This is a genomic window from Streptomyces sp. NPDC029292, from assembly GCF_055569295.1.
In genome coordinates this window covers 172,027-197,942 of sequence record NZ_JBVHXR010000021.1, presented here as the reverse complement: position 1 = coordinate 197,942, position 25,916 = coordinate 172,027, and the positions used below count along the sequence as shown (strand labels likewise).

Annotated in this window: 22 protein-coding genes; 6 read left to right on the top strand and 16 right to left on the bottom strand. The window is 70.3% G+C overall.

What is annotated here, in order from left to right; genetic code table 11:
- Positions 1-41 precede the first annotated feature (41 nt).
- Positions 42-1,007: an ATP-dependent DNA ligase gene (locus ACZ4WS_RS37215; RefSeq protein WP_467987351.1), complete on the top strand. Its 966-nt coding sequence runs from the start codon at positions 42-44 to the stop codon at positions 1,005-1,007.
- A 43-nt stretch (positions 1,008-1,050) separates the two neighbouring features.
- On the opposite strand, the gene ACZ4WS_RS37210 is transcribed toward ACZ4WS_RS37215, so the two are convergent.
- The 4 genes from ACZ4WS_RS37210 to ACZ4WS_RS37195 all read right to left on the bottom strand — a co-directional run bounded on the left by ACZ4WS_RS37210 (position 1,051) and on the right by ACZ4WS_RS37195 (position 4,413).
- The gene (locus tag ACZ4WS_RS37210) at positions 1,051-1,419 is read right to left on the bottom strand and encodes a DUF6479 family protein (RefSeq protein ID WP_467987349.1); all 369 of its coding nucleotides are present in this window, start codon (positions 1,417-1,419) and stop codon (positions 1,051-1,053) included.
- A gap of 103 nt (positions 1,420-1,522) precedes the next feature.
- The gene (locus ACZ4WS_RS37205; RefSeq protein WP_467987348.1) at positions 1,523-2,305 is read right to left on the bottom strand and encodes a methyltransferase domain-containing protein; all 783 of its coding nucleotides are present in this window, start codon (positions 2,303-2,305) and stop codon (positions 1,523-1,525) included.
- Positions 2,306-2,384: 79 nt separating this feature from the next.
- On the bottom strand, positions 2,385-3,695 hold the full coding sequence (locus ACZ4WS_RS37200; protein ID WP_467987346.1) for an MFS transporter: 1,311 nt from the start codon (positions 3,693-3,695) through the stop codon (positions 2,385-2,387).
- A gap of 106 nt (positions 3,696-3,801) precedes the next feature.
- Positions 3,802-4,413: a LysE/ArgO family amino acid transporter gene (locus tag ACZ4WS_RS37195; protein ID WP_467987345.1), complete on the bottom strand. Its 612-nt coding sequence runs from the start codon at positions 4,411-4,413 to the stop codon at positions 3,802-3,804.
- Positions 4,414-4,479: 66 nt separating this feature from the next.
- Here ACZ4WS_RS37195 and ACZ4WS_RS37190 point away from each other — a divergent pair, with 66 nt between their 5' ends.
- A complete protein-coding gene (locus ACZ4WS_RS37190; RefSeq protein WP_467987344.1) occupies positions 4,480-5,400 on the top strand; it encodes a LysR family transcriptional regulator ArgP in 921 nt (306 codons plus the stop codon).
- A gap of 312 nt (positions 5,401-5,712) precedes the next feature.
- The gene (locus tag ACZ4WS_RS37185) at positions 5,713-8,256 is read left to right on the top strand and encodes a SpoIIE family protein phosphatase (protein ID WP_467987342.1); all 2,544 of its coding nucleotides are present in this window, start codon (positions 5,713-5,715) and stop codon (positions 8,254-8,256) included.
- 18 nt (positions 8,257-8,274) lie between these two features.
- Here the strand turns inward: ACZ4WS_RS37185 and ACZ4WS_RS37180 are convergent, their stop codons facing one another.
- Positions 8,275-9,261 carry an aldo/keto reductase gene (locus ACZ4WS_RS37180; protein WP_467987341.1) on the bottom strand — a complete coding sequence of 329 codons (987 nt, stop codon included), beginning with the start codon at positions 9,259-9,261 and terminating at the stop codon, positions 8,275-8,277.
- Between the two features lie 71 nt (positions 9,262-9,332).
- Positions 9,333-9,998 (bottom strand): NUDIX domain-containing protein, encoded by a 666-nt coding sequence (locus tag ACZ4WS_RS37175; RefSeq protein WP_467987340.1) that lies wholly within the window; start codon positions 9,996-9,998, stop codon positions 9,333-9,335.
- Between the two features lie 107 nt (positions 9,999-10,105).
- On the opposite strand from ACZ4WS_RS37175, the gene ACZ4WS_RS37170 reads away from it, so the two are divergent.
- A complete protein-coding gene (locus tag ACZ4WS_RS37170) occupies positions 10,106-10,459 on the top strand; it encodes a hypothetical protein (protein ID WP_467987338.1) in 354 nt (117 codons plus the stop codon).
- A gap of 35 nt (positions 10,460-10,494) precedes the next feature.
- Here the strand turns inward: ACZ4WS_RS37170 and ACZ4WS_RS37165 are convergent, their stop codons facing one another.
- The 5 genes from ACZ4WS_RS37165 to ACZ4WS_RS37145 all read right to left on the bottom strand — a co-directional run bounded on the left by ACZ4WS_RS37165 (position 10,495) and on the right by ACZ4WS_RS37145 (position 16,909).
- Positions 10,495-12,423: a discoidin domain-containing protein gene (locus tag ACZ4WS_RS37165; protein ID WP_467987337.1), complete on the bottom strand. Its 1,929-nt coding sequence runs from the start codon at positions 12,421-12,423 to the stop codon at positions 10,495-10,497.
- A gap of 217 nt (positions 12,424-12,640) precedes the next feature.
- Positions 12,641-13,636: a LacI family DNA-binding transcriptional regulator gene (locus ACZ4WS_RS37160; RefSeq protein ID WP_467987336.1), complete on the bottom strand. Its 996-nt coding sequence runs from the start codon at positions 13,634-13,636 to the stop codon at positions 12,641-12,643.
- Between the two features lie 266 nt (positions 13,637-13,902).
- A complete protein-coding gene (locus tag ACZ4WS_RS37155) occupies positions 13,903-15,204 on the bottom strand; it encodes an MFS transporter (RefSeq protein ID WP_467987334.1) in 1,302 nt (433 codons plus the stop codon).
- Complete coding sequence (locus ACZ4WS_RS37150; protein WP_467987333.1) at positions 15,201-16,340, bottom strand: PLP-dependent cysteine synthase family protein; 1,140 nt, start codon at positions 16,338-16,340, stop codon at positions 15,201-15,203. The genes ACZ4WS_RS37155 and ACZ4WS_RS37150 overlap by 4 nt, the downstream gene beginning before the upstream one ends.
- Before the next feature lie 95 nt (positions 16,341-16,435).
- Positions 16,436-16,909 (bottom strand): hypothetical protein, encoded by a 474-nt coding sequence (locus tag ACZ4WS_RS37145; protein ID WP_467987332.1) that lies wholly within the window; start codon positions 16,907-16,909, stop codon positions 16,436-16,438.
- A gap of 151 nt (positions 16,910-17,060) precedes the next feature.
- Here ACZ4WS_RS37145 and ACZ4WS_RS37140 point away from each other — a divergent pair, with 151 nt between their 5' ends.
- Positions 17,061-17,510, top strand: a complete 450-nt coding sequence (locus tag ACZ4WS_RS37140; RefSeq protein ID WP_467987331.1) for a HoxN/HupN/NixA family nickel/cobalt transporter — start codon at positions 17,061-17,063, stop codon at positions 17,508-17,510.
- Here the strand turns inward: ACZ4WS_RS37140 and ACZ4WS_RS37135 are convergent.
- Together ACZ4WS_RS37135 and ACZ4WS_RS37130 are read right to left on the bottom strand one after the other, a co-directional pair.
- A complete protein-coding gene (locus ACZ4WS_RS37135) occupies positions 17,425-17,937 on the bottom strand; it encodes a DUF2218 domain-containing protein (RefSeq protein ID WP_467987330.1) in 513 nt (170 codons plus the stop codon). The two genes, ACZ4WS_RS37140 and ACZ4WS_RS37135, sit on opposite strands and share 86 nt — an antisense overlap.
- 15 nt (positions 17,938-17,952) lie before the next feature.
- Positions 17,953-18,174 carry a hypothetical protein gene (locus ACZ4WS_RS37130; protein WP_467987328.1) on the bottom strand — a complete coding sequence of 74 codons (222 nt, stop codon included), beginning with the start codon at positions 18,172-18,174 and terminating at the stop codon, positions 17,953-17,955.
- Between the two features lie 239 nt (positions 18,175-18,413).
- On the opposite strand from ACZ4WS_RS37130, the gene ACZ4WS_RS37125 reads away from it, so the two are divergent.
- Positions 18,414-20,213 carry a coagulation factor 5/8 type domain-containing protein gene (locus tag ACZ4WS_RS37125; RefSeq protein WP_467987327.1) on the top strand — a complete coding sequence of 600 codons (1,800 nt, stop codon included), beginning with the start codon at positions 18,414-18,416 and terminating at the stop codon, positions 20,211-20,213.
- A gap of 22 nt (positions 20,214-20,235) precedes the next feature.
- On the opposite strand, the gene ACZ4WS_RS37120 is transcribed toward ACZ4WS_RS37125, so the two are convergent.
- The 3 genes from ACZ4WS_RS37120 to ACZ4WS_RS37110 all read right to left on the bottom strand — a co-directional run bounded on the left by ACZ4WS_RS37120 (position 20,236) and on the right by ACZ4WS_RS37110 (position 25,907).
- A complete protein-coding gene (locus tag ACZ4WS_RS37120) occupies positions 20,236-21,513 on the bottom strand; it encodes an SGNH/GDSL hydrolase family protein (RefSeq protein ID WP_467987326.1) in 1,278 nt (425 codons plus the stop codon).
- The gene (locus ACZ4WS_RS37115) at positions 21,510-23,927 is read right to left on the bottom strand and encodes a glycosyl hydrolase family 95 catalytic domain-containing protein (protein WP_467987325.1); all 2,418 of its coding nucleotides are present in this window, start codon (positions 23,925-23,927) and stop codon (positions 21,510-21,512) included. Before ACZ4WS_RS37115 ends, ACZ4WS_RS37120 begins: the two co-directional genes overlap by 4 nt.
- 165 nt (positions 23,928-24,092) lie before the next feature.
- Positions 24,093-25,907, bottom strand: a complete 1,815-nt coding sequence (locus ACZ4WS_RS37110) for an alpha-galactosidase D (protein ID WP_467987324.1) — start codon at positions 25,905-25,907, stop codon at positions 24,093-24,095.
- Positions 25,908-25,916: the final 9 nt, after the last annotated feature.

The window sequence follows — 25,916 nt, the reverse complement described above, 5'->3', positions numbered from 1 at the left end:
CGGGGTGACTGGGCACCTGGAGGCCGGTCGACAACACAGCTGTGAGACTGCCGCAGATCGCTCCCATGCTCGCCACACCCGGCACCCTGCCGCCCGCCGGGCAGGACATGCGCTGGGCCTACGAGACGAAGCAGGACGGCCAGCGTGCCGTGGTCTACCTGCCCGGGGACGGCAGCGTGGTGCTGCGCGCCCGCTCGGGAGAGGACATCACCGGCGCGTACCCCGAACTCCTCGCGCTGGGCGGCGCGCTGGGCCGGACCCCCGTGATCCTGGACGGCGAGGTCCTGGTCCTGGACGAACAGGGGCGTGGTGACTTCCAGCTCCTGCAGTCCCGTATGGGGCTGGCCCGGTCTCCGGCCAAGGCGGGTCGGCGCGCGGCGGAGACTCCCGTGCATCTCGTCCTGTTCGACGTCATGTATCTGAGCGGCGATCTGACCGGCCTCCGCTATGCCCGGCGGCGGCACGAGTTGGAGGGGCTCGCCCTCGCCGGGCCGTTCTGGTCGACGCCGTCGGCAATCGTCGGACACGGGGAGCAGGCCCTGCGGGCGACGCGGGAGAGCGGCCTGGAGGGGCTGGTCTGCAAGCGGCTGGATTCCGTGTACGAGCCGGGGGTGCGCTCGAGCGCCTGGATCAAGATCCGCAACCTGGTGGCCGTGGACGTGATCGTCGGCGGCTGGGTCCCCGGCAAGGGACGGCTGTCGGGGCTGCCAGGCGCCGTACTGGTGGGACAGCGTGAGGCGGGGAGGCTGCACTATGTCGGGAGCGTGGGGACCGGCTGGAGCGAGGCCGAGCGGTCGGTACTCGCCCGGCTGCTGCGAGCCGCCGAGACCGACCGCTGCCCTTTCGACGTCGTCCCTCGGGTGGCCGGGGCGCACTGGGTCGTGCCGCGGCTCGTCGGCGAGGTCCGCTACAGCACCCGTACCAGAGCCGGGCTGCTGCGACAGCCGTCCTGGCTGCGCCTGCGCGCCGACCTGGCTCCCGAGGACTCCACCGCCGATCTCCCGTAGGGCGTACGGAAATCAGCCGCCCCGGAAATGTGCCACGGCCCTGTTATGTCCTGCCGGGGCCGCCACTGCCGAACGACCCGCTGGATCCGGGGACCCAGCGCTTTCGATGCTGATCGTCGGCGTGCTTACTGCCTGCGGCATGCATGTTGTACGGCATCAGCCGCTCGCTCTCGTCCGCGGCATGCGGTACTTCGTCAGGCTCCCGCATTTCCCGGATTTCGTGAACCGCTCCGGAATCAGGAAGCCTTGTCTGCTCGTCGGGGGTGGGCGGGCGCGGCTCCTGGCGCCGCACCCTGATGCCCAGGCGGACGGCCCAGATGAGTCCACCCGCGATGACGAGACCACCGATGAATGCGGCGACCGCATTCATCGCATGGCTCGATGCGATCAGTTCATAACTCGCCGTGTTCATATTGCTCGAGTACCCCCAATTCAAGGGGAAACGTGCGTAGTGCTCTCCGTCGACGACGGCCCTTCGATTGTATTCCGTCCATCGCTTTTCTTCACTCTGTGCTTTACCCAGACGACGGGCGGTGCGCGACAGCGCCGAACATCGTCACCGACATGTGCAGCGCACCCTGCGCGGCCGCCTCGGTGAGGTCCCTGTACAGGCGGTCGCGCTGTTCTTCGGTGATGAGCGCACGGCGTACGGCCGACTCTCCCAGCATGCGGATCAGTGGCCAGGCGACGGTGGTGTGGTCCTGGAGCAGCGCCTGCGATCCGCGGTCGTCGACCACCAGCCCGGCCGCCGTCAGCCGGCCGACGAGCTTGCGTCCGGAGTACGGGTCGGCGGCCGCGGACAGCGCGCCGGAGGTGAGGGCCGCGACGGTCTCGGGGTCGCCGGGGTGCAGGATCGTGGTCGCCCAGTCGGTGTCCAGGAGCGCGACTCGCCCGCCGGGGCGCAGCACCCGTGCGATCTCGGCGACGGCCTTCTCCGGTTCGGAGAGGTGCTGGAGCACTCGTTCGCACCACACCACGTCGACGGAGGCGTCGGACACGGGCAGGGTGAGCGCGTCGCCGTCGATGAAGCGGGCCGGGCTGCCGGCCGCGGCCGCCCGCTGCTCGGCCACCGTACGCAGCCCGGGATTCGGGTCGATGCCGAGCGCCTCGCCCCCGGGAGTGACGGCGGCCGCCAGTTCCTGAGTCTGCGATCCCGTGCCGGAGCCGATGTCGACGGCCCGCTCGCCGGGCCGCGCGGCCACCGCGGCGTGCGCCCACGCGCGCAGCCGTCGTACGCCGTCATTGGCGTCCTGCGCGTCCAGGGCGCCCACCAGCCGGGCGAGGTTCGCGGTGGTCATGTTCGGCGCGTGGAATTCCGAGGTAGGTCGTGTGTCCCCCATGCCGATCACTCTATGGCCCGCCCGGCCGGCTTCGTCGTCAGACCGTGTAACGCCGCAGGGCCGGTGTCGCGGCGGCCAGGCCCAGCGCGGCCGCGATCACCAGCAGGCCGCCGCCCACGACCGCGGTGCGTGCTCCCAGCACCGAGCCGGCCGTCCCGTGCAGGACGTCGGCGAGGCGCGGGCCGCCCGCGACCACCACCGTGAAAACGCCCTGCATCCGGCCGCGCATCTCGTCCGTGACGGCCGACAGCAGGATCGCGCCGCGGAAGACCATGGAGACCATGTCGGCGACTCCTGCCGCGGCGAGGAACGCCACCGCCACCCACAGACTGGTGCTGAGTCCGAACCCCGTGATGGCCGCTCCCCAGGCCACCACCGCGGCGATGACCATGAGACCGTGCCGGCGCGCCCGGGAGAACGTGCCCGACATCAGCCCGCCGATCACCGCGCCGATGGGGATCGCCGCGAACAGCAGGCCGAGCGCGAGCCCTTCGCCGTAGGGCGCGTACGTCTGCGCGGCGAGCTGCGGGAACAGGGCGCGGGGCATGCCGAAGACCATGGCGATGATGTCGGCGAGGAAGGACAGCAACAGCACCTTGTGCAGCGAGATGTAGCGGAAGCCCGCGGCGACCTCGCGCCAGCCCGCCCGCCGGGACGCCGACTCCGTCAGGGGCGGCAGCGCGGGCAGCCGCACCACCGCCCACACGGTGACGCACAGGGCGAGCGCGTCGATGAGATAGAGCTCGGCCAGGCCGATGACAGGGATGAGCGCACCGGCGAGCAGCGGTCCGGCCACCAGGCCGGTCTGCATGACGGTCGAGCCGAGCGCGTTCGCCGCCGGCAGTTCGTCCTCGGGGACGAGCCGGGCGATGGACGCGTTGCGCGCCGGGGAGTTCAGGCCGAAGAACGCCTGCTGGAGGGCGAGCAGCACCATGAGGACCGGCACCGAGTCGAGTCCGGTGACGGCCTGTATCCAGAAGAGCAGCGAGGTGACGGCTATGCCGCTGTTGGTGATGAGGAGCAGCTTGCGCCGGTCCATGCTGTCGGCGATCGCCCCGCCCCACAGCGCGAAGACCACGAGGGGCAGCAGGCCGGCGATGCTCGCGTAGCCGACCCACGCCGAGGATCCGGTGATGTCGTAGATCTGCTTGGGCACGGCGACGGCGGTGAGCTGGCTGCCCACGGCTGTGACGATGGTCGAGGACCACAGCCTGCGGTACGCCGGGCGCCGCAGCGGCCGGGTGTCCATCGTCCAGCGGCGCCAGCCGCGCCGGTTCGGGCGCGCCGGTCCCGGTGTCCCGTCGTGCGCCGCGGTGCTGCCGTCCGTACTGCTCTCGCTGGTGTCCACGCTCGTCCTGGCTGCTCGATACATCTTTCTGTCAGGGATCACTATGGCCGAGCGGGAGCGGTGCAACGCGCTGGGGACCGGACTTGTGCACCCGCTGTACGCAATCTCAGGTTCCGGCGATGAGCATGGCGCCCATGGCGATCATCGTCGCGGCGACCAGTCCGTCCAGCACGCGCCACGACGAGGGCCGCGCCAGGAAGCGGCTGAGCAGCCGGGCGCCGAAGCCGAGCGCGGTGAACCAGCACAGGCTCGCGAGGGCCGCGCCCAGTCCGAAGGTCCAGCGCAGCGGGCCGCGGTCGGCCGCGATCGAGCCGAGCAGGAACACGGTGTCGAGGTAGACGTGCGGGTTGAGCCAGGTCATCGCCAGGCAGGTGAGTACGGCGCGGCGTCGCGAGCCCGTGGTCACGTCCGCCGCTTTCAGCGCCGAGGGCCGCAGGACCCGCCGTGCGGCGAGGGCTCCGTAGACGAGGAGGAAGCCGCCGCCGACCAGCCCGACCGCTGTGAGCGCCGCGGGCCAGGCCACGACCACCGCGCCGACGCCGCCGACGCCCAGGGCGATGAGCGCCGCGTCGGACAGGGCGCAGATCCCAACCACGGCGAGTACCGCGTCGCGGCGGATGCCCTGGCGCAGGACGAAGGCGTTCTGGGCGCCGATGGCGACGATGAGCGAGAGGCCGGTGCCGAATCCGGCGGCCGCGGCGGTCAGGGCGTCTGTCATGACACCGACGCTAGAAAAGTGATCGTCAAGAGTACAGCTAAAGATTCTTACGTATCATTAGCGCTCGTGATGACGGAGCTCCCCCTCGACCAGGTCCGGACGCTGCTCGCGGTGGTCGACGAGGGCACCTTCGACGCGGCGGCCGCCGCGCTCCATGTGACACCGTCGGCGGTCAGCCAGCGCGTCAAGGCACTCGAACAGCGCACGGGCCGGGTGCTGCTGATGCGGACGAAGCCGGTGCGGCCGACCGAGTCCGGCGAGGTCGTGGTGCGTTTCGCGCGCCAACTGGCCCGGCTGGAGCGCGACGCGCACGCCGAGCTCGGCATGACCGGCTCCGGAGAGCCGACGCGTCTGTCTATCGCGGTGAACTCGGACTCGCTGGCGACCTGGTTCCTTCCGGCCCTCACCCGCGTACCGGAGGAGTGGCGGCTCTGCTTCGAACTGCGCCGCGAGGACCAGGACCACACGGCCGCGCTGCTGCGCGAAGGGCTGGTCATGGCCGCGGTGACGTCGTCACCGGACCCCGTGACGGGCTGCTCCGTCCGTGCCCTCGGCCGGATGCGCTATCTGCCGGTGGCGAGTCCCGGCTTCACGGAGCGATGGCTCGGCGGCCCGAAGGACGCGCCCCTGCGCGCGGTGATCGGCGACGCGCCCCTGGTCGTCTTCGACCGGAACGACGGCCTCCAGGACGAGTTCGTCCGCGCGATCCGAGGTGGCCGCGCCGCGAGCGCGCGGCGGCACTTCATGCCCACGTCGGAGGGCTTTGTGGACGCCGTGGTGGCCGGAATGGGCTGGGGCATGGTGCCCGACGTGCAGGCCGAACCACTGCTGCGTGCCGGGCGGTTGGTCAACCTCGCGCCGGACCGGATCGTCGACGTCCCACTGTTCTGGCAGCAGTGGAAACTCGACTCCCCGGCGCTCGCGGCGGTGGCCGAGGCCGTGGCGGCGGTCGCCGCCGAGACGCTCGCCACCGTGCCGGGTTCCTGAACCCTGGCTCCTGAACGACTCGCCACCGGCCGGGCCTCGGCACCACTCGCAGCCGGGCCGGACTCGCGAACCGGTCAGCGCCGGGCCAGGGCCGTGAGCCACAGCCGGGCCGGACTCGTGAACCAGTCACAGCCGGGCGGGTCCCAACGTCGCACGAACCCGGTATCTTCGCGCTGAGCACATCTGAGCGCAACCGCGACAAGCGGCGCGCGCAGCCCCGTGCTCCTGAGGGCGTCGAGGTGCGGTCAGGAGCCTGGGAGGCGCATTCTTGCTGTGTTACCCCCCTGGCGGCGGGCGGACGAGGGCAGACCGATGACTGGGAGCGCCGAGTGTGAGGACCAGGCGCTGGCAAGCCTGGCAGCCCTGCTCAGCGGGGCCGTGGCGGACGCGATCCGGGCGGCCCGCGCCTTCGCGGGAGGCGTGTATCTGCGCTCGACCACACCCGGACTGCTGAGGCTGGCCGTACTCGCGGGGCTGCCCGGCCCGCTCTTCCGCCCCTGGTGGCGCATGCACGTGGACCTGCCGTTCCCCGTCGCCGACGCCCATCGGCTCGGCGTGGAGGTGCTGCTCACCGACGCCACGGAGACGATGCGGCGCTACCCGCAGCTCGCGGCCGGGCTGCCGTTCCAGTTCGGTTCGCTGTACGTCCCCGTCGTGGGCGCGTCGACATCCTTCGGGGTCCTGACGGTGCTGCGTCCCGCCGCCTCGGACGCCACCGAGGTACTGCCGGACCGCGAGCGGATGACGGCGGTGGCGGACGGTCTCGGTGCCGCCCTCGCGGCGCTGGAAAAGAACGGGCCCGCAGTCGTCTGGGACGGTGATCCCCTGTGTGTGCGGCCGCCGGCCGACGGCCCCTCCGCGCGGTGTGTCGGAGGGTTCACCTGGGACCCGGCGGTCGGCACGGTCACCGCGGACGATGCGCTGTGGTCCCTGCTCGGCGCCCGTCCCGAAGGCTTCACCGGGACGCCGGAGGCGCTCGCCGACGCCGTGACCCATGACGACCCGCGCCTGCTGCTGGCCGCGCTGCGCGAGACGTCCGCGGGACGCCCGCCGCCCCACCCCTTGCCGGTGCGTGCCGCCGACGGCGGGCTGCGTCTGCTGGAGATGTGGACCTCGGGTGCGGCACCCCTTCCGCCGTACCGGGTCAGCGGCGTGGTCGTCGATCCGGGCCCGGGTCCGGCGGCGGCCGGAGCGGCGGATCTGCTCCCGGAGGGCGTGTTCGCGCTCGACCGGCTCGGACTGATCACGTACGCCAATCCGCGCGCCGCCGAGCTGCTCGGCCGACCGCGGGCGGAGCTGCTGGGGCGGCCGCTGTGGCAGGCCGTGCCCTGGATGGACCGGCCCGCGTACGAGGATCATCTGCGCGGGGCGCTGCTGTCGCCCGATCCGGTGCACTTCCAGGTCAGAAAGCCGGGCGGGACCAGCCGGGAGTCGACGCCCGGGCGCACCGGAGGCACGTGGCTGACGGTGTCGGTCTATCCCGGCCCCGGCAGCCTGACGTGCAAGCTCGTGCCGATGGGGCGTGTCGCGGACACCACGGAGGCCGCGCCGTTCGACGCGGGCGCGGCATCGGCCCAGGAAGCCGACGTCGACGAGGACGGAGCTGCTCTCCCCACGACGGGGCCGCTGTACCGGCCCATCGTCCTCGCCATCGCGTTGACGGAGGCGGTGACGGCCCGGCAGGTGTCCGAGGTGGTGATGCGGGAGCTGCTGCCCGCGTTCGGCGGACGCCGGCTCGCCATCTATCTGCTCCAGGACCGGCGCCTGTACCTGGCCTGGGAGACCGGTTTCCCACAGGGCTTCCTCGCCCCCTTCGACGGCGTGGGCCTGGACGCGAAGCTGCCCGGGGTCGAAGCGCTCACCGGTGGCCGCCCGCTCTTCTTCGAGTCGATGCACCAGTTGGCGGCCGCCTATCCGGGCATCGCGCTGGACTCCAAGGAGGGCTCCCGCGCCTTCCTGCCGCTGATCGCCTCGGGGCGGCCGGTCGGCTCCTGCATCCTCGGCTTCGACCGTCCCCGGGGCTTCAGCACCGAGGAGCGTGCGGCATTGACGGCGCTCACCGGGCTGATCGCCCAGGCCCTGGAGCGGGCCCGGCGCTACGACAACGAGGCCGCCCTCGCCCGCGGTCTCCAGGAGGCCCTGCTCCCGCACCGCCTGTCGTCGCATCCCCAGGTCAGGACGGCCGGACGATATCTGCCCGGCACCCTGGGCATGGACGTGGGCGGCGACTGGTACGACGTCGTCGAGACCGGCGACGGGCTCGCCCTGGTCATCGGTGACGTCCAGGGGCACGGCGTCCAGGCGGCGGCCACCATGGGCCAACTGCGCAGTGCTGTACGGGCGTTCGCACTCGGCGACCGCTCCCCCGACGAGGTGATGAGCGGCACCAACCGGCTGCTCATCGATCTCGATCCAGGTCAGTTCGCCAGTTGCTGCTACGTCAGGCTGGACCCGGTCACCGGTGTCGCCCGAGCCGTGCGGGCCGGGCATCCGCAGCCTCTGCTGCGCCACCCCGACGGCCGTACCGAGGTGCTGGACCTGCCCGGTGGGGTGGTGCTCGGGGTGGATCCGAAGGCCCGGTACCCGGTGGCCGACCTGCTGCTGGAACCCGACGCCATCCTGGCCCTGTACACGGACGGCCTGGTCGAGCGGCCCGGGACCGACATCGACGAGGGGGTCGAGGCCCTGCGCGCGACCCTGGCCCGCGCGGCCACCCCGCGCGGCCGGCCGGGCGGGGCCGCCTTGTCCGCCGCCGCCGACCTGCTCACCGCGGAGGCCCGGCAGGCCACCGAACGCCCCGACGACATCGCGCTCCTCCTCACGACACGCCGACGCCCGCGCGCCGATGGCCCGTAGGCACCCATCACCGGCTCCTCAGTGGGCCGCGTCCAGCCGGGCCCGCTGATCCGGCGTCAGTTCCAGGTCCACCGCAGCCAGGTTCTCCTCCAGTTGCGCCACGGAGGACGCCCCGGCCAGCGGGATCACCGGCAGCTCCGCGCCGATCTGCCAGGCCAGCACCACCTGGTTGACGCTCGCGCCCGTCTCCTTGGCCACGTCCCGCAGTACGGCGAGCCGGGCGGGCGTTCCCGGGTGGTCGTAGTCGGACGGCAGCGGCTTGTCCTGCCGTACGTAGGCGCCGGTCAGCAGCGGCGAGTAGGCGACCAGGGTCAGGGTGGGCTCGGCCCGCAGGTAGCTGAGCAGTTCCCCCGTCGCCGCGCCGAGGTTTCCCTCCGGGAAGAGTTCGCTGGGTACGTCGGCGCGGGGCCGCAGGAGGCTGTGGTGGTACTGGAGCACCTCGTAGCCGGGCAGTCCGGCCGCCGCGGCGAGGGCGCGGGCCCGCTCCACCCGCCAGATGGCATGGTTGCTCACCCCGAGCAGCCCGACGCTGCCGTCCGCCACGAGTTCGCCGAACGCCTCCACGGTCTCCCGGGGTGCGACGGTCCGGTCCTCGATGTGCGCGTACAGCAGATCGATCTTCTCCACACCGAGGCGTTCCCGGCTGCGCTCGGACGCCTCGCGTATCACCTTGGCGGACAGGCCCTCGGGATTGTCGACGTATCCGGTGCCAGGGGCCAGCGGTCGCGCGCCCAGCTTGGTCGCGACGACGATCTCGTCGCCGATGCCACGACTGCGCCGCCAGCGTCCGAGCAGTGTCTCGCTCTGCCCTCCCTGGCCGCCGTCGGTCCAGAAGGCGTAGTTGTCGGACGTGTCGATGAAGTTCCCGCCTGCCTCGACATAACGGTCGAGTACGGCGAAGGACGTCTTCTCGTCCGTCCGTGAGCCGAACAGCATCGCGCCGAGCGCGAGGACACTCACCTCACGGCGGGTCTTCGGGTCGGCGCCGATCGTGCGGTACTTCATGGTGTCCCTCCCGTTCGGGCCCGCAATCCGCGGGCCCGAACGGGAGTCTGGAACTTGAAGTGCTCTTCAAGTCAAGCCCTCTTGAAAGGTCCGTCGAGAGCCGCCCACTGCAACAGCATGATGGTCTTCGCGTCGGCGATCTCTCCGGTGCGGATCATCTCCAGGGCGCTGGTGAAGGGCAGTTCGACGATCTCGATGTCCTCACCCTCCTCGTCCAGCCCTCCGCCCTCGTGGGTCCGCGTGGAGGGGCCGTACGAGGCGGCGTAGAAACTCACCCGCTCGGTGACCGAGCCGGGGCTCATGTAGATGTCGAAGACGTGCTGGACCTCGCCGACGGTGTGGCCGGTCTCCTCGATGACCTCGCGGCGCACGGCGACCTCGGGATGCTCGTCCTCCTCGTCGAGGAGTCCGCCCGGTGTCTCGATCAGCATTCCGTCGGGGTGCCCGTTGACGTACACGGGGTAGCGGAACTGCCGGGTCAGCAGCACCGTTTCGCGCTCGGCGTCGTACAGCAGGAGGGTGGCCCCGTTGCCCCGGTCGTGGGTCTCGCGCTCCTGGGTGCTCCAGGTGCCGTCGGCGTGCTGGAAGTCGAAGGTCGTGGTCCGCTCCACGTACCAGTGGCTGGACAGGAGTTTCACGTCCTGGACCTTGACCCGGGGGTTGCCGGTCAGGTCGCGGCCCGCGTTGTCGAGTCCGGTGCGGCCCCGGCGGTCCGGGGTGTCGATGCCTGCGGTCATCGCGCGCGGGCCGGGCGGGAGCGGGAGAAGTCGGTCATGCCCACTGTCTACCATCCCGAATCGAATACCGAGGTCACAGCGGAGCTTCGCCCGTCTAGGCTCACGGCATGGAACAGACGGAGATCATCCTGCGCGCCATCGGCGTCCTCACCGAGACCAACGCGATGGTACGCAGGATCGCCCAGGACGAGGACGCCGAGGTCGAATCGACCGAGACCCAACTCGGCGCACTCGTCACAGAGGTGTTCCCCAGGGTCGAGGTGCCCAGTGACGCCGGCCCCGCGGAAGCCGGACAGGCCGTCGCGGACGCCTACCTGCCCGCCACCATCTCGCTCGTCGGAGCCTTCGCGTTCCTCTTCTCCGAACTCGCCGACCTCCACGACTCCGGACGGACCGACGTCAAGACGGCCGACCTGCTCCAGAATCTCGCCCTGCGGATGTCCCGGGCGGACAACACCTAGGAATCAGCGGTGTGCGGACCCGCCCGGCGAACCGGTCACCTCTTCTGCTCGACGCGCACCCAGTCGATCTCGGCCTGCACTCCCCCGGCAGCGACCTGGTCGACGCTCGACTGGGGCAGCCCCCAGTACGGCGTGGTGGCCTGGTTCCATCCCGCCGGATAGGCGCCACCCAGAGCGAGGTTGAGGATGACGTACTGGTTGTGGTCGAAGACCCATTGACCGCGGGTGGACTCCAGCTTGTTGCGCGTCGTCTCCTGGACCAGGGCGTCATCGACGTAGAAGCGCATGGCCGTCGGGGTCCACTCCACGGCATAGGTGTGCCACTGGTCGGCGCGGCCCCCGGCGGGGTAGGTCTGACGGGCCCCGATGTTGCCGTCCGCCGAGTAGCCGGGGCCGTGCAGGGCCGTGCTGGTCCAGTCCGGGTAGCCGATGTTCTCCATGATGTCCGTCTCGCCGGAGGCGGGCCACGACACGGACGGATCGTCGACGTTGCTGCCCAGCAGCCAGAAGGCGGGCCAGAATCCGTCGCCGACCGGCAACTTCATCCGGGCACTCACCCGCCCGTACGTGAAGTCGAATTTGGTGTTGGTGTCGACGCGCCCGGAGGTGAAGTCGTAGGTTCCGCCTCCTGCCTGGGTGCAGCCCTTGCAGTACTTGGCCTTCAGGACGAGGCTGCCGTTCTGCGTGCTGATGTTGTCGGTGGAGTCGACGTACGCCTGGGACTCCCCGTTGACCGGGCCCATCTCCTGGCCGGTTCTGACGACCCGCCACTTCGAGCGGTCGAGGCTCGCTGTGGTGAAGTCGTCGAAGAACGTCGTCTGGTACGTCCCCGACTGTTCCCCGGCCAGTGCCGGGTACGCGGCGGCTGCGCTGCCTCCGGTGCCCCAGACCTGGAACTCGTAGAGGGAGTAGCCGAACTGGGCTGTGGCGGGCGCGGGGTTGTAGAAGGAGCGGCGCTCCTTGCCGAGCATCCGCACATAGCGGCCGGTCGCGAGCTGCGGCAGGGTGACGGTGTCGTGGCGGCCCACCGCGTCCGCGGGGGATTTCACGTCGGCGCGGCGGGCGGCGACCTCGGCGGCGGACGGCTGGTAGACGGTGCGCCAGGTTCTGTTGTCGTCGGAGACCTGGACTTGGTAGTCGACGGCGTAGGCCGCCTCCCAGTACAGGTCGACGGTGTCGATGGTCGAGGTCGCGCCCAGGTCGACGGAGATCCAGCGGTCTGCGTTCCAGTCGCTGGACCAGCGGGTCGAGTCGGCCTTGAGGTCGGCGGGCCAGCCGCCGTCGGTGGCGAAGGCGGGTGAGTTGCCCGCGTGCTGGTAGAGGTTGGAGTAGGCGGGGTGGTGGAGGGCGAGGTTCGAGCGGGTGGTCGAGGCCGGGGCGGGTTCGCCGCCGTAGACCTTGAAGGCGTACAGCGAGTAGCCGTACGGCGTGGCGCGTTCGACGCCGCGCATCCGCACATAGCGGCCGGTGACTTCCTGCGGGTAGGTGTGGGCGGTGACCGATCCTCCGGCGCCGGCGTTCTCGGTGTAGAAGGGCGTCCAGTCGGTGCCGTTCTTGGACACCTCCAGCACATAGCGCTTGCCGTAGGCGGCCTCCCAGTCCAGGGCGACCCGGTCGATGCGCAGGGTGGCGCCGAGGTCGACGCGGATCCAGGCGTCGTCGGCGAACTGGCTGGACCAGCGTGTCGAGGCGTTGCCGTCGAAGGCGAGGCCCGGCGTGGTGCCGGAGTTCTCGCTTCCCGAGGCGGTGACGGCGCCCGGGTTCGCCGCGTAGGCGGCCGCTGCCCGGTCGGTGTCCCAGGTCGCGTCGGCGGCCGCCGCGACGCGCTCGGGCGCCGGGTCCGGGACCGGGACCGGGGCCGGGGCCGGGGCCGGGGCCGCGAAGGAGGGTCCTGCCGGGAGCAGCGCCAGGGCGGACAGGGTGGCGAGGGCGGTCATCAGCGTGCGGGGGGTACGGGGTGGCATGCGGCTCTCCTAGGGGAGGTTGGGGGTGCCGGTTCCGTGAACTGATGTGCTGATGTGCTGATGTGCGGGGGTACGGGGGTACGGGGGTACGCGGATGCAGAGGTACGGGGTTCGGTGGCGCGGTGACGTGAGGGGTCCGGCACCGACGTGCCCGGCGCCGGGGGTGTGCTGCCCGGCGGGTGGTACCGGAGAGGTATGTACGGTGCTCGCAGTGCGTCTAGAGGGCCGGTGTCGACCGGCGCGCGATCATGCGCGTGGGAAGGACGACCGGGGCGGTCGGCGACTCCTCGCCGGCCAGGCGGGCGAGGAGCATCCGGGCGGCCGTCTCCCCCATCTCCCGCATGGGTTGGCGGACCGTGCTCAAGGAGGGCTCGGTGTGCGGGGCCACCGGAATGTCGTCGAAACCGATCACCGCGACGTCGTCCGGAACCCGGGTCCCGGCGTCCCGCAGGGCGCCCAGAACACCGACCGCCGCGAGGTCGTTGTGCGCGAAGACCGCGTCGAACTCCCGCCCCTCGGCGAGCAGTCGGCGCACCGTCGCTCGGCCGTCGGCCTCGGTGAAGTCGCCCTCGACGACGAGGTCGACCCCCACACCATGCTCGGCGCAGGCGGCGCGGAACCCGGCCAGCCGGTCGCGTACGCAGCCGAACCGCAGGGGCCCGGTGAGCACCAGCGGCCTGCGTCGGCCCGCGGCCAGGAGATGACGGGCCGCGGCCGCCCCGCCCTCGGTGTTGGCTGCGGTGACGGACGGGAACTCCGGGTGGTGTCCTCGATCGTCGACGAGGACGACGGGCAGGCCCTCGCGGTGCAGCGCCGTCAGCATGTCGAGGGTGTTCTCCGGCTCCACCACGAGCAGCCCGTCGAAGGCGCGCGCCGACACCTGGCTGGTGAAGCGTGCGACGGACTCGGCGCCCCGGTTGCAGGTGAACAGCAGCAGGCCGAAGTCGGCGGCTTCCACCGTGTCGACGACACCCTGCAGGACCTCGCCCATCCACGGCCAGGTCAGTGAGGGGACCAGCATGCCCACGGTCCGGCTGCTGCCCCGGGCCAGGCCGACGGCACCGGAACTGGGCACATAGCCCATGCGGTCGATGACCTCGCGGACCCGGGCAGCCGTCGACGCGTCGACCTCGCCGCGGGTGTTCAGCACCCGCGACACGGTCGTCTTGCTCACGCCGGCCGCCTGGGCCACATCGGCGATGGTCACAGCCACAACTGCCTCCCGGCACACGGGGATCGCACCTTCGCGCCCTCACCGGAACCGGTACCGGAACCGGTACCGGCGCTGGGCGGGGAGTCAACCGGACTGTCATAGTGCCGTCAATACTTCACGTCGAAATTGCCTTGCCTTGACGCCAACACCGGCGACGCCTTCAGAACTTGAACGCTCTCGGTCGAAGCGGTGCCGGGTGGGGCTTGACCAACCCACCCGGGACGGGGAGTTCACGGAGTTGAGCAGCGGTGTCGCAGGTGCGGCGATCATCTCGGTGCGGCCACCTGGGCGGGTTCCGGCGCGGTGGGTTCCGGCGCGGGCCGAGCCGTCAGGCGGCCCGAGCGCGCCAGCAGGCCGACGCACCCGGCACACAGTGCTCCGGTCGCTGCGAGCGCCCACCATGTCAGCTCCGGATGCCCCATGCGGTCGGCGGCGTCCCAGACAGCGCCCGTGGCCAGGTTCCCCAGAGTGATGCCGAGGCCGGAGACGGTGTTGTACAGACCGTAGTGGGTGGCGACCAGACGCCCGCCCGCGAGCGAGACGACGATGTCCATCTCGAACGGGTAGACCACCGCCGTGCCCAGCCCGAGCAAGGTGACCGTTGCGAACAGGGGCGCGAGAGCCGTCAACCAGCCGAGGACATCGGCATCTCCGCGCACCGTCTCGGTGCCGGAGAGCATCGGCAGGAAGGCTCCGCCCATGAGCGCGATGCCGTGGATGATGGCGCGCCGCGAGGTCCAGCGCGCCCGGGCCCACGCCGTGATCTTCACCTGCCCGGCCACGGCCACCGCGGCGGAGACCGCGAACAGGGCCGTGGTCAGCGCGTCGCCACTGTCCGGTGCCACACGGCGCGCCTGCAGCGGCAGCGCGAGGTAGATCTGGAAGGACAGGACGTACGAGCCGATCATGGCGGCGGAGAAGAACAGGAAGGGCCGGTTGCGGACGACGGTGCGCCAGTCGGCCAGGACTCCCCCGGGTTCATCCGGCCGGGTGCCCTTGCTGTCGGGCAGCATGCGGAACTGAATGACCGTCAGGGCGAGGAACAGTACGGCCGCAACGGAGCAGACCAGTCCGAAGTCGGCGGCCAGCAAGGCGAGTCCGATCAGCGGACCGACGAACATCCCGGCTTGATAGAAGACGTTGAACGTCGCGAACGCTTCCACTCTCCGCTCCCCGGCCTCCTGCGCGAGGCAGGCGCGGACCGCCGGGTTGAACAGGGCTCCGGCGAACCCTGTCGCCGCCGATGCCGCGACGAGAGCCGACAGCGAGTCGACGCATCCGAGCAGTCCGAATCCGACGGTACGGAGCACACATCCGGCCATGATCATGGGCTTGTAGCCGACCCGGTCGGCGAGCGTGCCACCGACCAGGAACATCCCCTGCTGGGTGAAGTTGCGTACCCCCAGCACCAGGCCGACCGCCCAGGCGGCCATGCCCAGCCCGTCCGCGAGATGAACGGCGAGATAGGGCATCAGCATGTAGAAGGCGGTGTTGATGGTGAACTGCTGGACCATCAACAGCCGGACGCATCCGCTGAACGAACGGAACTGTTCGGCCAGTGACGTCATCGCGCCGCCCCGTCCGCCTGGACGGGTGCGGTGACGCCGGCGCAACGGGTCCAGCGCCCGACCGTGCGCTCGCCCGGGTGCGTGATCTCGTCCGGCTCGGCGGCCGGGAAGCGGCGGAGGAGGTCATGGGTCCGGCAGTAGTCGTCGCTGTAGACCGTGTTCCAGTAGCGGTGCACCCCGTCGGGGAAGATCGCCGCGATACGCGTGCGCGCAGGCTCCGTACGGGCCAGCCAGTTCGCCACCAGCGCGACCGCGCCGACACTCCATCCGCCACTGGCGTAGTGGCCGCGGGCCAGCTCGCGGCAGGTCCACACCGCCTCGCCGGGGGCGACCCAGTGGACCTCGGCGAAGGCGGCATGGTCGACGTTGCCCGGATGGATGCTGCTGCCGAGGCCACGCATCAGGCGCGGGCCCGCGGGCTGGCCGAAGGCGGTCGAGTTCACCGAGTCGACGCCGACGAGTTTGAGGTCCGGATGGAAGGCGCGCAGGGTGCGGGCGATGCCCGCCGAGTGTCCGCCGGTGCCGACGGCAGCCACGAGGACGTCGATCCGCCCGAGCTGGACGGTGAGTTCGAGGGCGAGCGAGGCGTAGGCGGCGGCGTTGTCGGGGTTGTTGTACTGGTCGGGGCACCAGGCCGAAGGCGTACGGGCGAGCAGTTCGCCGACCCGTTGTCTGCGGGCCTCCTGCCAGCCTCCCACCGGGTGGGGCTCGGTGACGACGTCCAGGTGCGCGCCGAGGGTGCGGAGCTGGTGCACCATCAGTGGCTCCAGCCCGGGGTCGGTGACCAGCGTGACCGGGTGGCTGTAGGTGATCCCGGCCAGCGCCAGGCCGAGGCCGAGGGTGCCGCTGGTGGACTCGATGATCGGGGCGCCCGGCGCGAGGTCGCCGCGCTCACGCGCCGCGGAGACCATGTGCAGCGCCGGGCGGTCCTTGATCCCTCCGGGGTTGGCGCTTTCGAGCTTGGCCCAGAATCCGCGTCCCGGGGGGTTGAAGGGCTCGCCGATCCATAGGACGGGGGTGTTGCCGACCATGCCGGCGGGCGACCGGTGTGGTGCGCCGACCGGGTCGGGGAGTTCATGTGCCGCGAGGAAGGAGGAGAGGTCGCGCGAGGAGATCCGGCGCAGGGCTGTGCTCATGTCGTGGTCCTTCCGCGGCCCCTGACGAGGCCGCGTGTCTGTGCCGTACGGGAAGGTGTGCCGGAACACCCGGCGGGCATGCCGGGCGGGCAACGTCAGGTACGGCTGACGCAGACGAGTCGCAGCAGTTGGGGACCGCCGGGGGACCGTGCGCCGACGGTTTCTCCTCGCCCCGGTGGTCCGCGGGACGTCGCCGGGCCCTCCCCGCGGCGGCGGAACACGAGAAGCGTGAGCAGCGACAAGGCCAGGAGCAGGGCCCCGGTCGGCGCGCGCAGGTTCGCGGTCCAGTCGGCCGGGTCACAGCAGGTGGCGCCGTGTCCCGGGTGTTGGTCGGCTTCGCCGTTCGCCGAGCAGTGCGACAGGTGGGTGACCAACCGCGGCACGTCGGCGCCGGATTCGGCATGCGACTCCGCATGCGTCGAGGACGCGGCCGCCGCGGGGTGCATGTGACTCTCGGCCGCGTGCGCGGCACACGCCACGACATGGGCCATGAGTAACAGAGCCAGGCCCACGAGGAGAGCGCGGGCCGGCTTGCGCGGCACCGCGCGGCCGACTGGTTCCTGCGGCATGCGACTGATCGTAAGGGCAACATCCCGGTACATCCGCATTCGCCCTCTTTTGCGATCTCCGGTCACGCCTTTGCCCTCACCCCCGGGGCGAAGGCGCAGGCCCTCGGCATCGACAATCCGACCCCCGCCACCGCACCGAACCCCTGAACAGATGGCCCGCACCCGCTACTGCGCGCTGGGCCTCGCGGCGGGCTCGGCCGCGGACGGCACGCTGCCACCGCTCGCCATCATCGCGCTGCCGCTGATCTTCGCCGCCGGCATGAGCCTGATGGACACCACCGACGGCGTCTTCATGGCGAAGGCATACGAGTGGTCGTTCTCCAACCCCGTACGCAAGATCTACTACAACCTCACCATGACAGGACTGTCGATCTTCGTGGCGTTCGTGGTCGGCACGGTGGAGCTGGTCTCCCTGCTGGCGGACCGGCTCGGCGCCGCCGATCGACGGCCCTGGTCGTGGCTCACCGGCATCGACCTCAACACGATCGGCATCGTCATCGTGGTCACCTTCCTGATCACCTGGATCGGTGCCGTCGCACTGTGGAAACTGCGTCGTTTCGACGAGCGGTATCCGGTCCGCCAGGGAGCCATGGAGCAGTAGGGCGCCCAAGTCGGCGTAGGCGCCAGTGGGCCTGAGATTCCTTGCGCCGACGTATGCCGAAGCGGCCCACGCCGGTCAGGACGGTGACCTTCACCAGGACGACGCCCACGGCCCAGCCCGTCCAGTGCCAGTTCGCCAACAGGACCGAGCCCAGCCCGAGGTGTACCGCGAGGGCCAGCACACCGGCCGCCACAAGGGCTGTCGTCGTGCCGTGCCGACGGTTTCCTACGACTCCCCCTCGCGGCGCCGGAACCACGCCGGCGGCTTCGCCGGGCGATTGCGTCGCGGCTTCGAGCCCCTGCCACGTCGCCGCCAGCCCCTCGCGCCTGCCGAACCTCTCCACATGCCCGGCGACGAGATCTTGGAGACGCCGCAGGTTCTCCTTGTCCACGGCTTCGACGTGCACCGTCAGCGCGCCCCTCGTCACGAGGTGCCCCAGTCCTCAGCGGCGGCGCCACCGACGTCGTTTCCGGTGAGCCTGGAGAACCTTGAGGTTGTCGGCGGCGACAGGGTTGCCGGCCTCGGCCGACCGGCGGAGCCAGCTTTCGGCCTCGACGCGGTCCCCGCAGTCACGCACCAGGAGCCCGAGCAGCACCGCGCCGCGGGCCGTGGGGTCGTGGGGCCCGTGACCCCAGTGCTCCACAGCATCGTGACTGACGGTCACTTTCCTTGTTTCGAGCACCTCTTGAACTCAACCGCTCCACCGCCACACAGTCCGAGTGAAGCCCAAATACTGCTGAACTACCGCACACCAAACGCCAGTTGGCCGCTCACGAGGCAACAACATGCGCGACTCCGGTCGCAACTCTTGACGCGTCGTTCACACGGATGAAGCATGCATCGGCAAGAGAGCGCTCCCCGCACCTTCCATCGTTCACTTCCTGAACCAGGAGAGTCGCCCCCATGCCCCCTGCCCCCACACCTGCCTCGGACTCCGGCCGCTCCCCACTGGCCCGGCGGTCCGTTCTCGGAGCGATGGCCGCGGCGGCCACCGCGCCCGGTCTGCTCGGCCTGTCCTCACCGGCCTCCGCAGCACCCGTCCAGCAGCCGCGCGCCCTGCCCGGCGGCGGCGATCTCGGCCCGAACGTCATCGTCTTCGACCCCTCGACCTCCGGCATCCAGGCCAAGCTGGACGAGGTGTTCAGACAGCAGGAGTCGGCCCAGTTCGGCACGGGCCGCTTCGCGCTGCTGTTCAAGCCGGGCACCTACAACGGGCTCAATGCCCAGCTCGGCTTCTACACCTCGATCGCGGGCCTCGGCCTGTCCCCGGACGACACGACGATCAACGGTGATGTGACTGTCGACGCGGGCTGGTTCAACGGCAACGCCACGCAGAACTTCTGGCGTTCGGCGGAGAACCTCGCGCTGAGCCCGGTCAACGGCACCAACCGGTGGGCGGTCGCACAGGCCGCCCCCTTCCGGCGCATGCATGTCAAGGGCGGTCTCAACCTCTCCCCCACCGGCTACGGCTGGGCCAGCGGCGGCTACATCGCCGACAGCCGCATCGACGGCTCGGTCGGTCCGTATTCGCAGCAGCAGTGGTACACCCGCGACAGCTCGGTGGGCGGCTGGGTCAACGCCGTCTGGAACATGGTCTTCTCGGGCGTCCAGGGCGCACCCGCGCAGTCCTTCCCGAACCCGCCCTACACCACGCTCGACACCACGCCAGTGTCCCGGGAGAAGCCGTTCCTCTACTTGAGCGGCAGCGAGTACCGGGTCTTCCTGCCCGAGCTGCGCACCAACGGGCGCGGCACCACCTGGGGCAACGGCACGCCGCGCGGCTCGTCGCTGGCGTTGACGCAGTTCTACGTGGCCCAGCCGGGTGTCACCGCCGCCACCCTGAACGCCGCACTCGCTCAGGGCCTTCACCTGCTCCTGACGCCCGGGATCTACCACCTCGACCAGCCGATCCAGGTCAACCGCGCGGGCACCGTCGTCCTGGGCCTCGGATACGCCACTCTGATCCCGGACAACGGCGTCACCGCGCTCAGGACGGCCGACGTGGACGGCGTCCGGCTGGCCGGATTCCTCATCGACGCCGGTCCCGTCAACTCGTCCACCCTGCTCGAGGTCGGGCCCTCCGGGGCTTCGGCGGACCACTCCGCCAACCCGACCACCGTGCAGGACGTCTTCATCCGCATCGGCGGCGCGGGCGCCGGCAAGGCCACCACGAGCATGGTGATCAACAGCCGCCACACGATCATCGACCACACCTGGGTCTGGCGCGCCGACCATGGCACCGGCGTCGGCTGGGAGACCAACCGGGCCGACTACGGCATCCGCGTCAACGGCGACGACGTCCTGGCGACGGGTCTGTTCGTCGAGCACTTCAACAAGTACGACGTCCAGTGGTACGGCCAGCGCGGCCGCACCATCTTCTTCCAGAACGAAAAGGCGTACGACGCGCCGAACCAGGCCGCCATCCAGAACGGTGCCATCAAGGGGTACGCCGCCTACAAGGTCGGCGACTCCGTGACCACGCACGAAGGATGGGGCCTGGGCAGCTACTGCTACTACAACGTCGATCCGACGATCGTCCAGCACCACGGATTCGCGGCGCCGAACACACCGGGCGTGAAGTTCCACGACCTGCTGGTCGTCTCACTGGGCGGCCAGGGGCAGTACGAACGCGTCATCAACGACACGGGGTCGCCGACCTCGGGCACCTCCACCGTGCCGTCCACGGTGGTCTCGTACCCCTGACCGGGCCGCACGGAGCCTGCCCTCAGCACGAGGTCAGGCTCCCGAGGTCCACCGCGTCGGCCATCGCCTGCATTCCCTTGTCGTTGGGGTGCAGGTGATCGCCGCCGTCGAAGAACGGCAGGATCAGTTGCGGGTCGTACGGACTGCGCGTGATCTTGTCGAAATCCGTCACGGCGTCGAGCGCGCCGCTGTTCCTGATCCAGTCGTTGACGCCCTGGCGCACGGCCTCGGAGGCGGCGTCGTACTCGTACCAGCCCTTGAACGGCATGACGGTCGCGCCGACGACACACTTGCCCGCCGCGTGCGCCCGGTCGATGATCTGCTGATAGCCGGCGATCATGTCGTCCACCGTGACGCCGGAGTGGGCCTTGATGTCGTTGATGCCTTCGAACAGGAACACCGTGCTGACCCCGGGCTGGGAGAGCACATCACGCTGCAGCCTGTTCAGCGCGGCCTCCCCGGCGCCGTCCGCGAGCACCTTGTTGCCCGAGATGCCCTCGTTCGCCACTCCCTTCACGGTGATGCCGGACGCGGCCTGGAGCCGCCGGGAGAGATAGTCGGGCCAGCGGCGGTTCTCGTCCGTGGTCGAGGCCCATCCGTCGGTGATGGAGTCGCCGAGGGTCACGATCGAGCTGACCGCCGTGGACGTCTCCACGTCGACGGCGTCGAGCCAGTACCAGGAGCCCATCGGATCGGTCCAGTTGACCGCGCCCTCCTCGGCGGCGTGGTTGCCCGCGGTCGCGTAGTTGGTCTGCATGGCCATGCCGTGCCCCGTCGTCGGTCCCTGGGCTCCCGTCACGTACAGGCTGATGACGAGATTGCTCTGGGCGGCCAGCTTCCCGGGCAGCGGATCGCTCAGCACGGTCTCGCCGGCCGGGACGGTGACGGACGCCGCTCCGCCGAAGGACAGGGGGCGGTTCGAGCCGTGGACCAGCGCCGCACCCTGCTTCTGCAGCCCGGCGTACGCGCTCGCGAAGGTCACCGGGTGGTCGCCGAAGGCGTTGGACAGCCGGATACGCATGTTCGTGCCGCCGACGCTGGTACGCACGATCAACCGGTAGCTGCGGTCTGCGGGCCCGGCACCCTGCCGGTCGGCACTGGCGCCCCACGTGACGACGGAGTGCTTGCCCTTCGCGGCGGCCGGGGTCGCCACCGTGCCCGTCGGGGCCTGCGACAGCGGCTGCGCCTGCGCTGGGGACTGCGCCTGTGCCACCGACGAGGCGGCCAGGGGTCCGCAGACCGCCAGGACCAGTGCGGAGACGACACCCACCGCGCGGCGCCGGTACCGGGCGGCCCTCATCCGAGGTTCCGCAGCGTGACGGACTCACCGGGCTTGAGGCTGATCTTCCGCGAGGCGCCGTTGACGACGACGGTCGCGCCGCTGCCGCCGACGCTCTTCAGCGTCGCCAGGGTGACTTTGCCGTTCCTCCAGCTGAGGTCGGCGACAAAGCCTCCGCGGACGCCCACGCCGGACGCCGAGCCGGAGGCCGCCCAGGCGACGGGCAGCGCGGGCAGCAGCTCGATGTGCCCCGGACGCGAGTAGACCAGCATCTCGACGATCGCGGCCGGGGTGCCGAAGTTGGCTTCGATCTGGAAGATGCCGTGGCCCTGTGCCACCTCGTAGATGTCGAAGAGGTTGAACGCGGTGCCGTTGCTGCCGTTGGCCGACGGCTTCAGGTTGTTCACGACCAGCTGGTACGCCTTCTCCGCGTTCTTCAGCCTCGCCCAGCACAGGCTGCGCCAGGCGTTGGCCCAGCCGAAACTGTTCATGCCGCGCGCGGTGAGGAGGGCCGTCGCGCCGTCGAGGATGTCCTTCGGGGTGGAGTCGTCCGGACGGATCCGGTCGCCGGGGAAGAGGCCGAAGAGCGGGGAGAGGTGCCGGTGCGTGGTCTCGCCGAGGTTGTCGGGCGACATCCACTCCTCCAGCCAGCCGGTCTTGGGGCTGACCACGGGCAGGTACAGGCGCTCGCGCAGACCGTCGATGGTCTTGCGGTAGGCGGCGTCCTTGGCGAGCGCCTCGGTCGCCGTGTGGAAATTGCCGAAGAGGTTCCACACCAGTTCCTGGGCGTAGGTGATGCCCTTGGCGTCCAGCGGGCCCTGCTCGGGCGACCAGTCGCTGTCGGCGATCAGGACCTCGCGCGAGGCCCCGGACGCGTCGGTGACGGTCGTGGTGATCAGCCGGGCCTCCCAGAACTCCACGGCGCCCTTGAGGAGGGGGTAGACCTTCTTGAGGTAGGCGCGGTCCTGGGTGTACTCGTAGTGCTCGAACAGGCTCTGGCAGAGCCAGGCGTTGCCGGCCGGGTGCCACCACCAGCCGCCTCCGCCGTAGGGGTTGGTGGAGATGGCCACGGTCCAGCCGGCGATCTTGCCGCTGGAGTTGCGGTATCTGTTGGTGGAGTCGTTGAACAGCCGCTGGGTGACGTCCGTCCAGTCGGGCAGCTGCGCGAGGCAGTAGTCCGTGAAGGCGTCGAAGCAGTCGGACAGGCCCGCGCGGTCGGCCATCCAGTAGTTCATCTGGATGTTGATGTCGGTGTGGTAGTCGGCCATCCAGTCCGGGTCGTTGCCGTCCAGCCACGGGCCCTGGAGGCCCATCGGCAGGCTGCCCCGCGATCCGGAGATCATCAGATAGCGGCCGAACTGCAGGTAGGCGGCCTCCAGTTCCGGGTCGGGGACGTCGTCCCGGTGGCGCGCCTGCACCCGCGCCCAGGTGTCCAGTTCGCGCTGCGCGGCGGACGACGTGCCGAGGTTGATGTCCAGCTGTCCGAACACGGCGCGGAAGTCCGCGACATGCGTGTGCAGCAGCGTGCCCGCCGAGTGGCCGGCCGCGCCCAGGACCTTGGTCCTGGCGAGACGCTGCGGGTCCACGGACGGGTCGCGGAACTTCGCGGCCGCGTCGGGCGCGTAGTTGGTACCACCGCTGACGACGACGGTGAGGTCGTTGCAGCCGCTGAAGGAGATCGACGTACCGTCGACGCGGACCCTGCCGGTGCTGCTGTAGGCGGTGACGGCGGCGCCGTACTTCAGGCCGTTGGCGAAGGAGGCGCCGAACGACGCGTACCGGCCCGCGCTGTTGGCGGTGGTGGACTCGCCGTGGGTGCCGGCGAGGGAGACGGTGCCGGTGTAGGAGCCGCCGCCCTGCTGGGAGAAGTACAGGACGATGGCGTCGTCGGGGCGGCTGGCGAAGATCTGCCGCCGGTACGTCACGCCGGAGATGTCGTACCAGGTGCTGACCAGGCCCTGGGCCAGGTCGAGGGTGCGGCGGTAGTTGTTGACGTTGGCCAGGTCGTGGTCCGGGATGGCGACGGTGAGCTTGGCGAGCAGGGTCAGGGAGCCGAAGTCGTCGCGGCCGTAGGGGAATTGGCCGTCGCTCTGCAGCTTGTCGTTGAGACCTCCGGTCCACAGAGTGGCGTCGGTGATCATCAGAAGTTCATTGGAGGGGTCGTTGCTCGCGAGCGCCCCGAGGCGCCCGTTCCCGACCGGCAGCCCCTGCTCGATCATCGAGTTGGAGGAGCCGGGAGCCTGCCACCACAGCTGGTTCTTCGCGGCGTCGGCCGCGGACAGCATCGGCGACTCGGTGGGGCGCAGGGGGGCCGCCGAGGCGGTGAAGGCGGGCAGACCGCCCAGTGCGGTGGCCGCGCCGGCAGCGGCGGCGAGAGCGAGGAAACCTCTGCGGTTGGGTCTGTCGTCACGTGGTTCGGTGTGCTGGATGTCCACTGTGGTGCACTCCAAATCCGGGGAACGGCTCGTGCAGGGACGGCTCGTGAAGGAACGGCTCGTGCAGAAACGACGACTGCGGGCCGTCGGCGTTGGGCCGGTCCTCGCGGGGCCCGGGTCGTGACACCGGGCCCCGCGGGAGCGGGTCGGACGGGCTGAGAGAGGTCAGACGGATTGCGGGACGACGATCCTGTCGATGTCGGGTGCGTATCCGCTGCCGCTGTCGAAGGTGATGGTGTTGGAGCCCGCCTTCAGGGCCAGCTGGACGCTGACGGTCTCGGCCGTGCTCCAGTCACCCGTGGAGGGGAACTTCTGGCTGGCGCCGTTGCCGCTGTTGGAAGAGACGGTCACCGAGCGGGCGTCGCCGCTGACGTAGGCGACCTTGACGGTGTAGATCCCGTCCTTCTTCACCGTGATGTCGTTGAACCGCAGCTTGCCGCCGGTGTAGAGGTTGCCGACCTTCTTGCCGCCGGAGCAGGCGTCGCAGCCGGCGACGGAGGCGTTGCCCGACAGGGTGTTGGCCGCGGCCTCGGCCTCGTAGCTCGTGGTCGTCAGCGTGCTGCCGCCGGGATTGACGGTGAACAGCCGCGAGCCGTGGGCGGGCAGCGCCTCGGTGATCTTGTTCTTGTAGGTCCCGAGGTTCGCCTTGTTCCACAGGTCGCGCACGGAGGCGTTGCCGGTGAAACCGAAGGAGGCCCAGTTCGCGGTGACGGAGGCCGGGGAGTCGCCGAGATTGAACAGGGCGACGGTGTAACTGCCGTCGGCGTTCTTGGTGCCCCAGACCTGCTGGTCGCCGACCGGGGTGACCGGGCGCGCGACGGGTGAGTCGTTCTGGTCGACGGCGATGACTTCCTTGTTGGTCAGCAGGGAAACCCCGTAGCTGTCCAGCTTGGTGATGTCGTCACCGGTGAACAGGGGCGACTTATTGATGGCCCACAGGGTCATGTAGCTCTGCCGCTCGGCCTTGGTGAGGCCGTCCATCTCCCCGTTGCCGACGTCGATGCCGTCGAGGTCGTTCCAGCCGCCCGGGCCCGCCTTGCGGCTCCACGCCGGGGCGTCGTCCCAGCGGTCGTTGACCGAATTCTCCCAGCTGACAAGGGTGTTGCAGTAGCACTCGACGTCGGTGTCGATGCGCCAGCCGTTGGAGTACTGCTTCCAGTCGGCGGCGTGGCCGATGTCGAGCGACCAGGAGAGTTCGAGGTGGATCGGGCGCCCGGCGGCGGCGATGGCCTTCTGCCAGGCGGCCACGTCGGCGACGTTGTTGTAGTTGTCACCGGACTTGAACGAGCCCGGGCCCACACCGTCCAGCTTGAGGAAGTCGTAGCCCCAGTCGGCGAACATCTGCGCCTGGGAGTCGATGTACTTCTGCGCACAGGAGTTGTCGAAGTCCAGTTTGTAGGCGCTGTCCCAGCCGTTGGTGGTGCGCAGGTCCGGGTAGACGATGTCGGCGGTGGTGCAGCCGGGGGCATTCCAGATGGGCACCTTGCCGTCGCCGTACGCCCCCTTCTCCAGCCCGACGGGCAGGTAGATGCCGGCCTTGAGGCCCTTGGAGTGGATGTGGTCGGCGACCGACTTCATGCCGTTGGGGAAACGGACCGGGTCGGGCGTCTGCCGACCGTACTGGTCGAACCCCGACTTCCAGTTCTTGTCCATCCACCAGCCGGCATCGATGTTCACATGGTCGTAGCCGTACTGCTTCAGCTTGGAGGCGAGGGCGTCCGTCTGTTTCAGGACGTTCGCCTCGGTGAGGTAGCTGTAGTCGCCGTCCGGGTTGAGGCCCGGGTATTTCGACGACTGCATGCTCCAGCTCGACCAGCCCATGTACGGCTTGGCGGCGATCGGTGCGGCGGCGGTGTCCACCTGAGTGGAAGTGGTGTCGGCCTGGGCGGCCGGGACGGTCGTCGCGACACCGGTGAGGGCGAGGACCAGCACGGCTCTCAGCGCGCGGATGGGCATGACGGAGTACGAGGATGACCGCATGGGTCGGAC

Bases quoted from the DNA above. Each gene is read 5' to 3' on its own strand.
- ACZ4WS_RS37210 (WP_467987349.1), bottom strand. From the start codon at position 1,419: ATGAACACGGCGAGTTATGAACTGATCGCATCGAGCCATGCGATGAAT.
- ACZ4WS_RS37165 (WP_467987337.1), bottom strand. From the start codon at position 12,423: ATGCCACCCCGTACCCCCCGCACGCTGATGACCGCCCTCGCCACCCTG.
- ACZ4WS_RS37145 (WP_467987332.1), bottom strand. From the start codon at position 16,909: ATGCCGCAGGAACCAGTCGGCCGCGCGGTGCCGCGCAAGCCGGCCCGC.
- ACZ4WS_RS37150 (WP_467987333.1), bottom strand. From the start codon at position 16,340: ATGAGCACAGCCCTGCGCCGGATCTCCTCGCGCGACCTCTCCTCCTTC.
- ACZ4WS_RS37185 (WP_467987342.1), top strand. From the start codon at position 5,713: ATGACTGGGAGCGCCGAGTGTGAGGACCAGGCGCTGGCAAGCCTGGCA.
- ACZ4WS_RS37110 (WP_467987324.1), bottom strand. From the start codon at position 25,907: ATGCGGTCATCCTCGTACTCCGTCATGCCCATCCGCGCGCTGAGAGCC.
- ACZ4WS_RS37205 (WP_467987348.1), bottom strand. From the start codon at position 2,305: ATGACCACCGCGAACCTCGCCCGGCTGGTGGGCGCCCTGGACGCGCAG.
- ACZ4WS_RS37125 (WP_467987327.1), top strand. From the start codon at position 18,414: ATGCCCCCTGCCCCCACACCTGCCTCGGACTCCGGCCGCTCCCCACTG.
- ACZ4WS_RS37140 (WP_467987331.1), top strand. From the start codon at position 17,061: ATGGCCCGCACCCGCTACTGCGCGCTGGGCCTCGCGGCGGGCTCGGCC.
- ACZ4WS_RS37120 (WP_467987326.1), bottom strand. From the start codon at position 21,513: ATGAGGGCCGCCCGGTACCGGCGCCGCGCGGTGGGTGTCGTCTCCGCA.
- ACZ4WS_RS37170 (WP_467987338.1), top strand. From the start codon at position 10,106: ATGGAACAGACGGAGATCATCCTGCGCGCCATCGGCGTCCTCACCGAG.
- ACZ4WS_RS37195 (WP_467987345.1), bottom strand. From the start codon at position 4,413: ATGACAGACGCCCTGACCGCCGCGGCCGCCGGATTCGGCACCGGCCTC.
- ACZ4WS_RS37155 (WP_467987334.1), bottom strand. From the start codon at position 15,204: ATGACGTCACTGGCCGAACAGTTCCGTTCGTTCAGCGGATGCGTCCGG.
- ACZ4WS_RS37180 (WP_467987341.1), bottom strand. From the start codon at position 9,261: ATGAAGTACCGCACGATCGGCGCCGACCCGAAGACCCGCCGTGAGGTG.
- ACZ4WS_RS37175 (WP_467987340.1), bottom strand. From the start codon at position 9,998: ATGACCGCAGGCATCGACACCCCGGACCGCCGGGGCCGCACCGGACTC.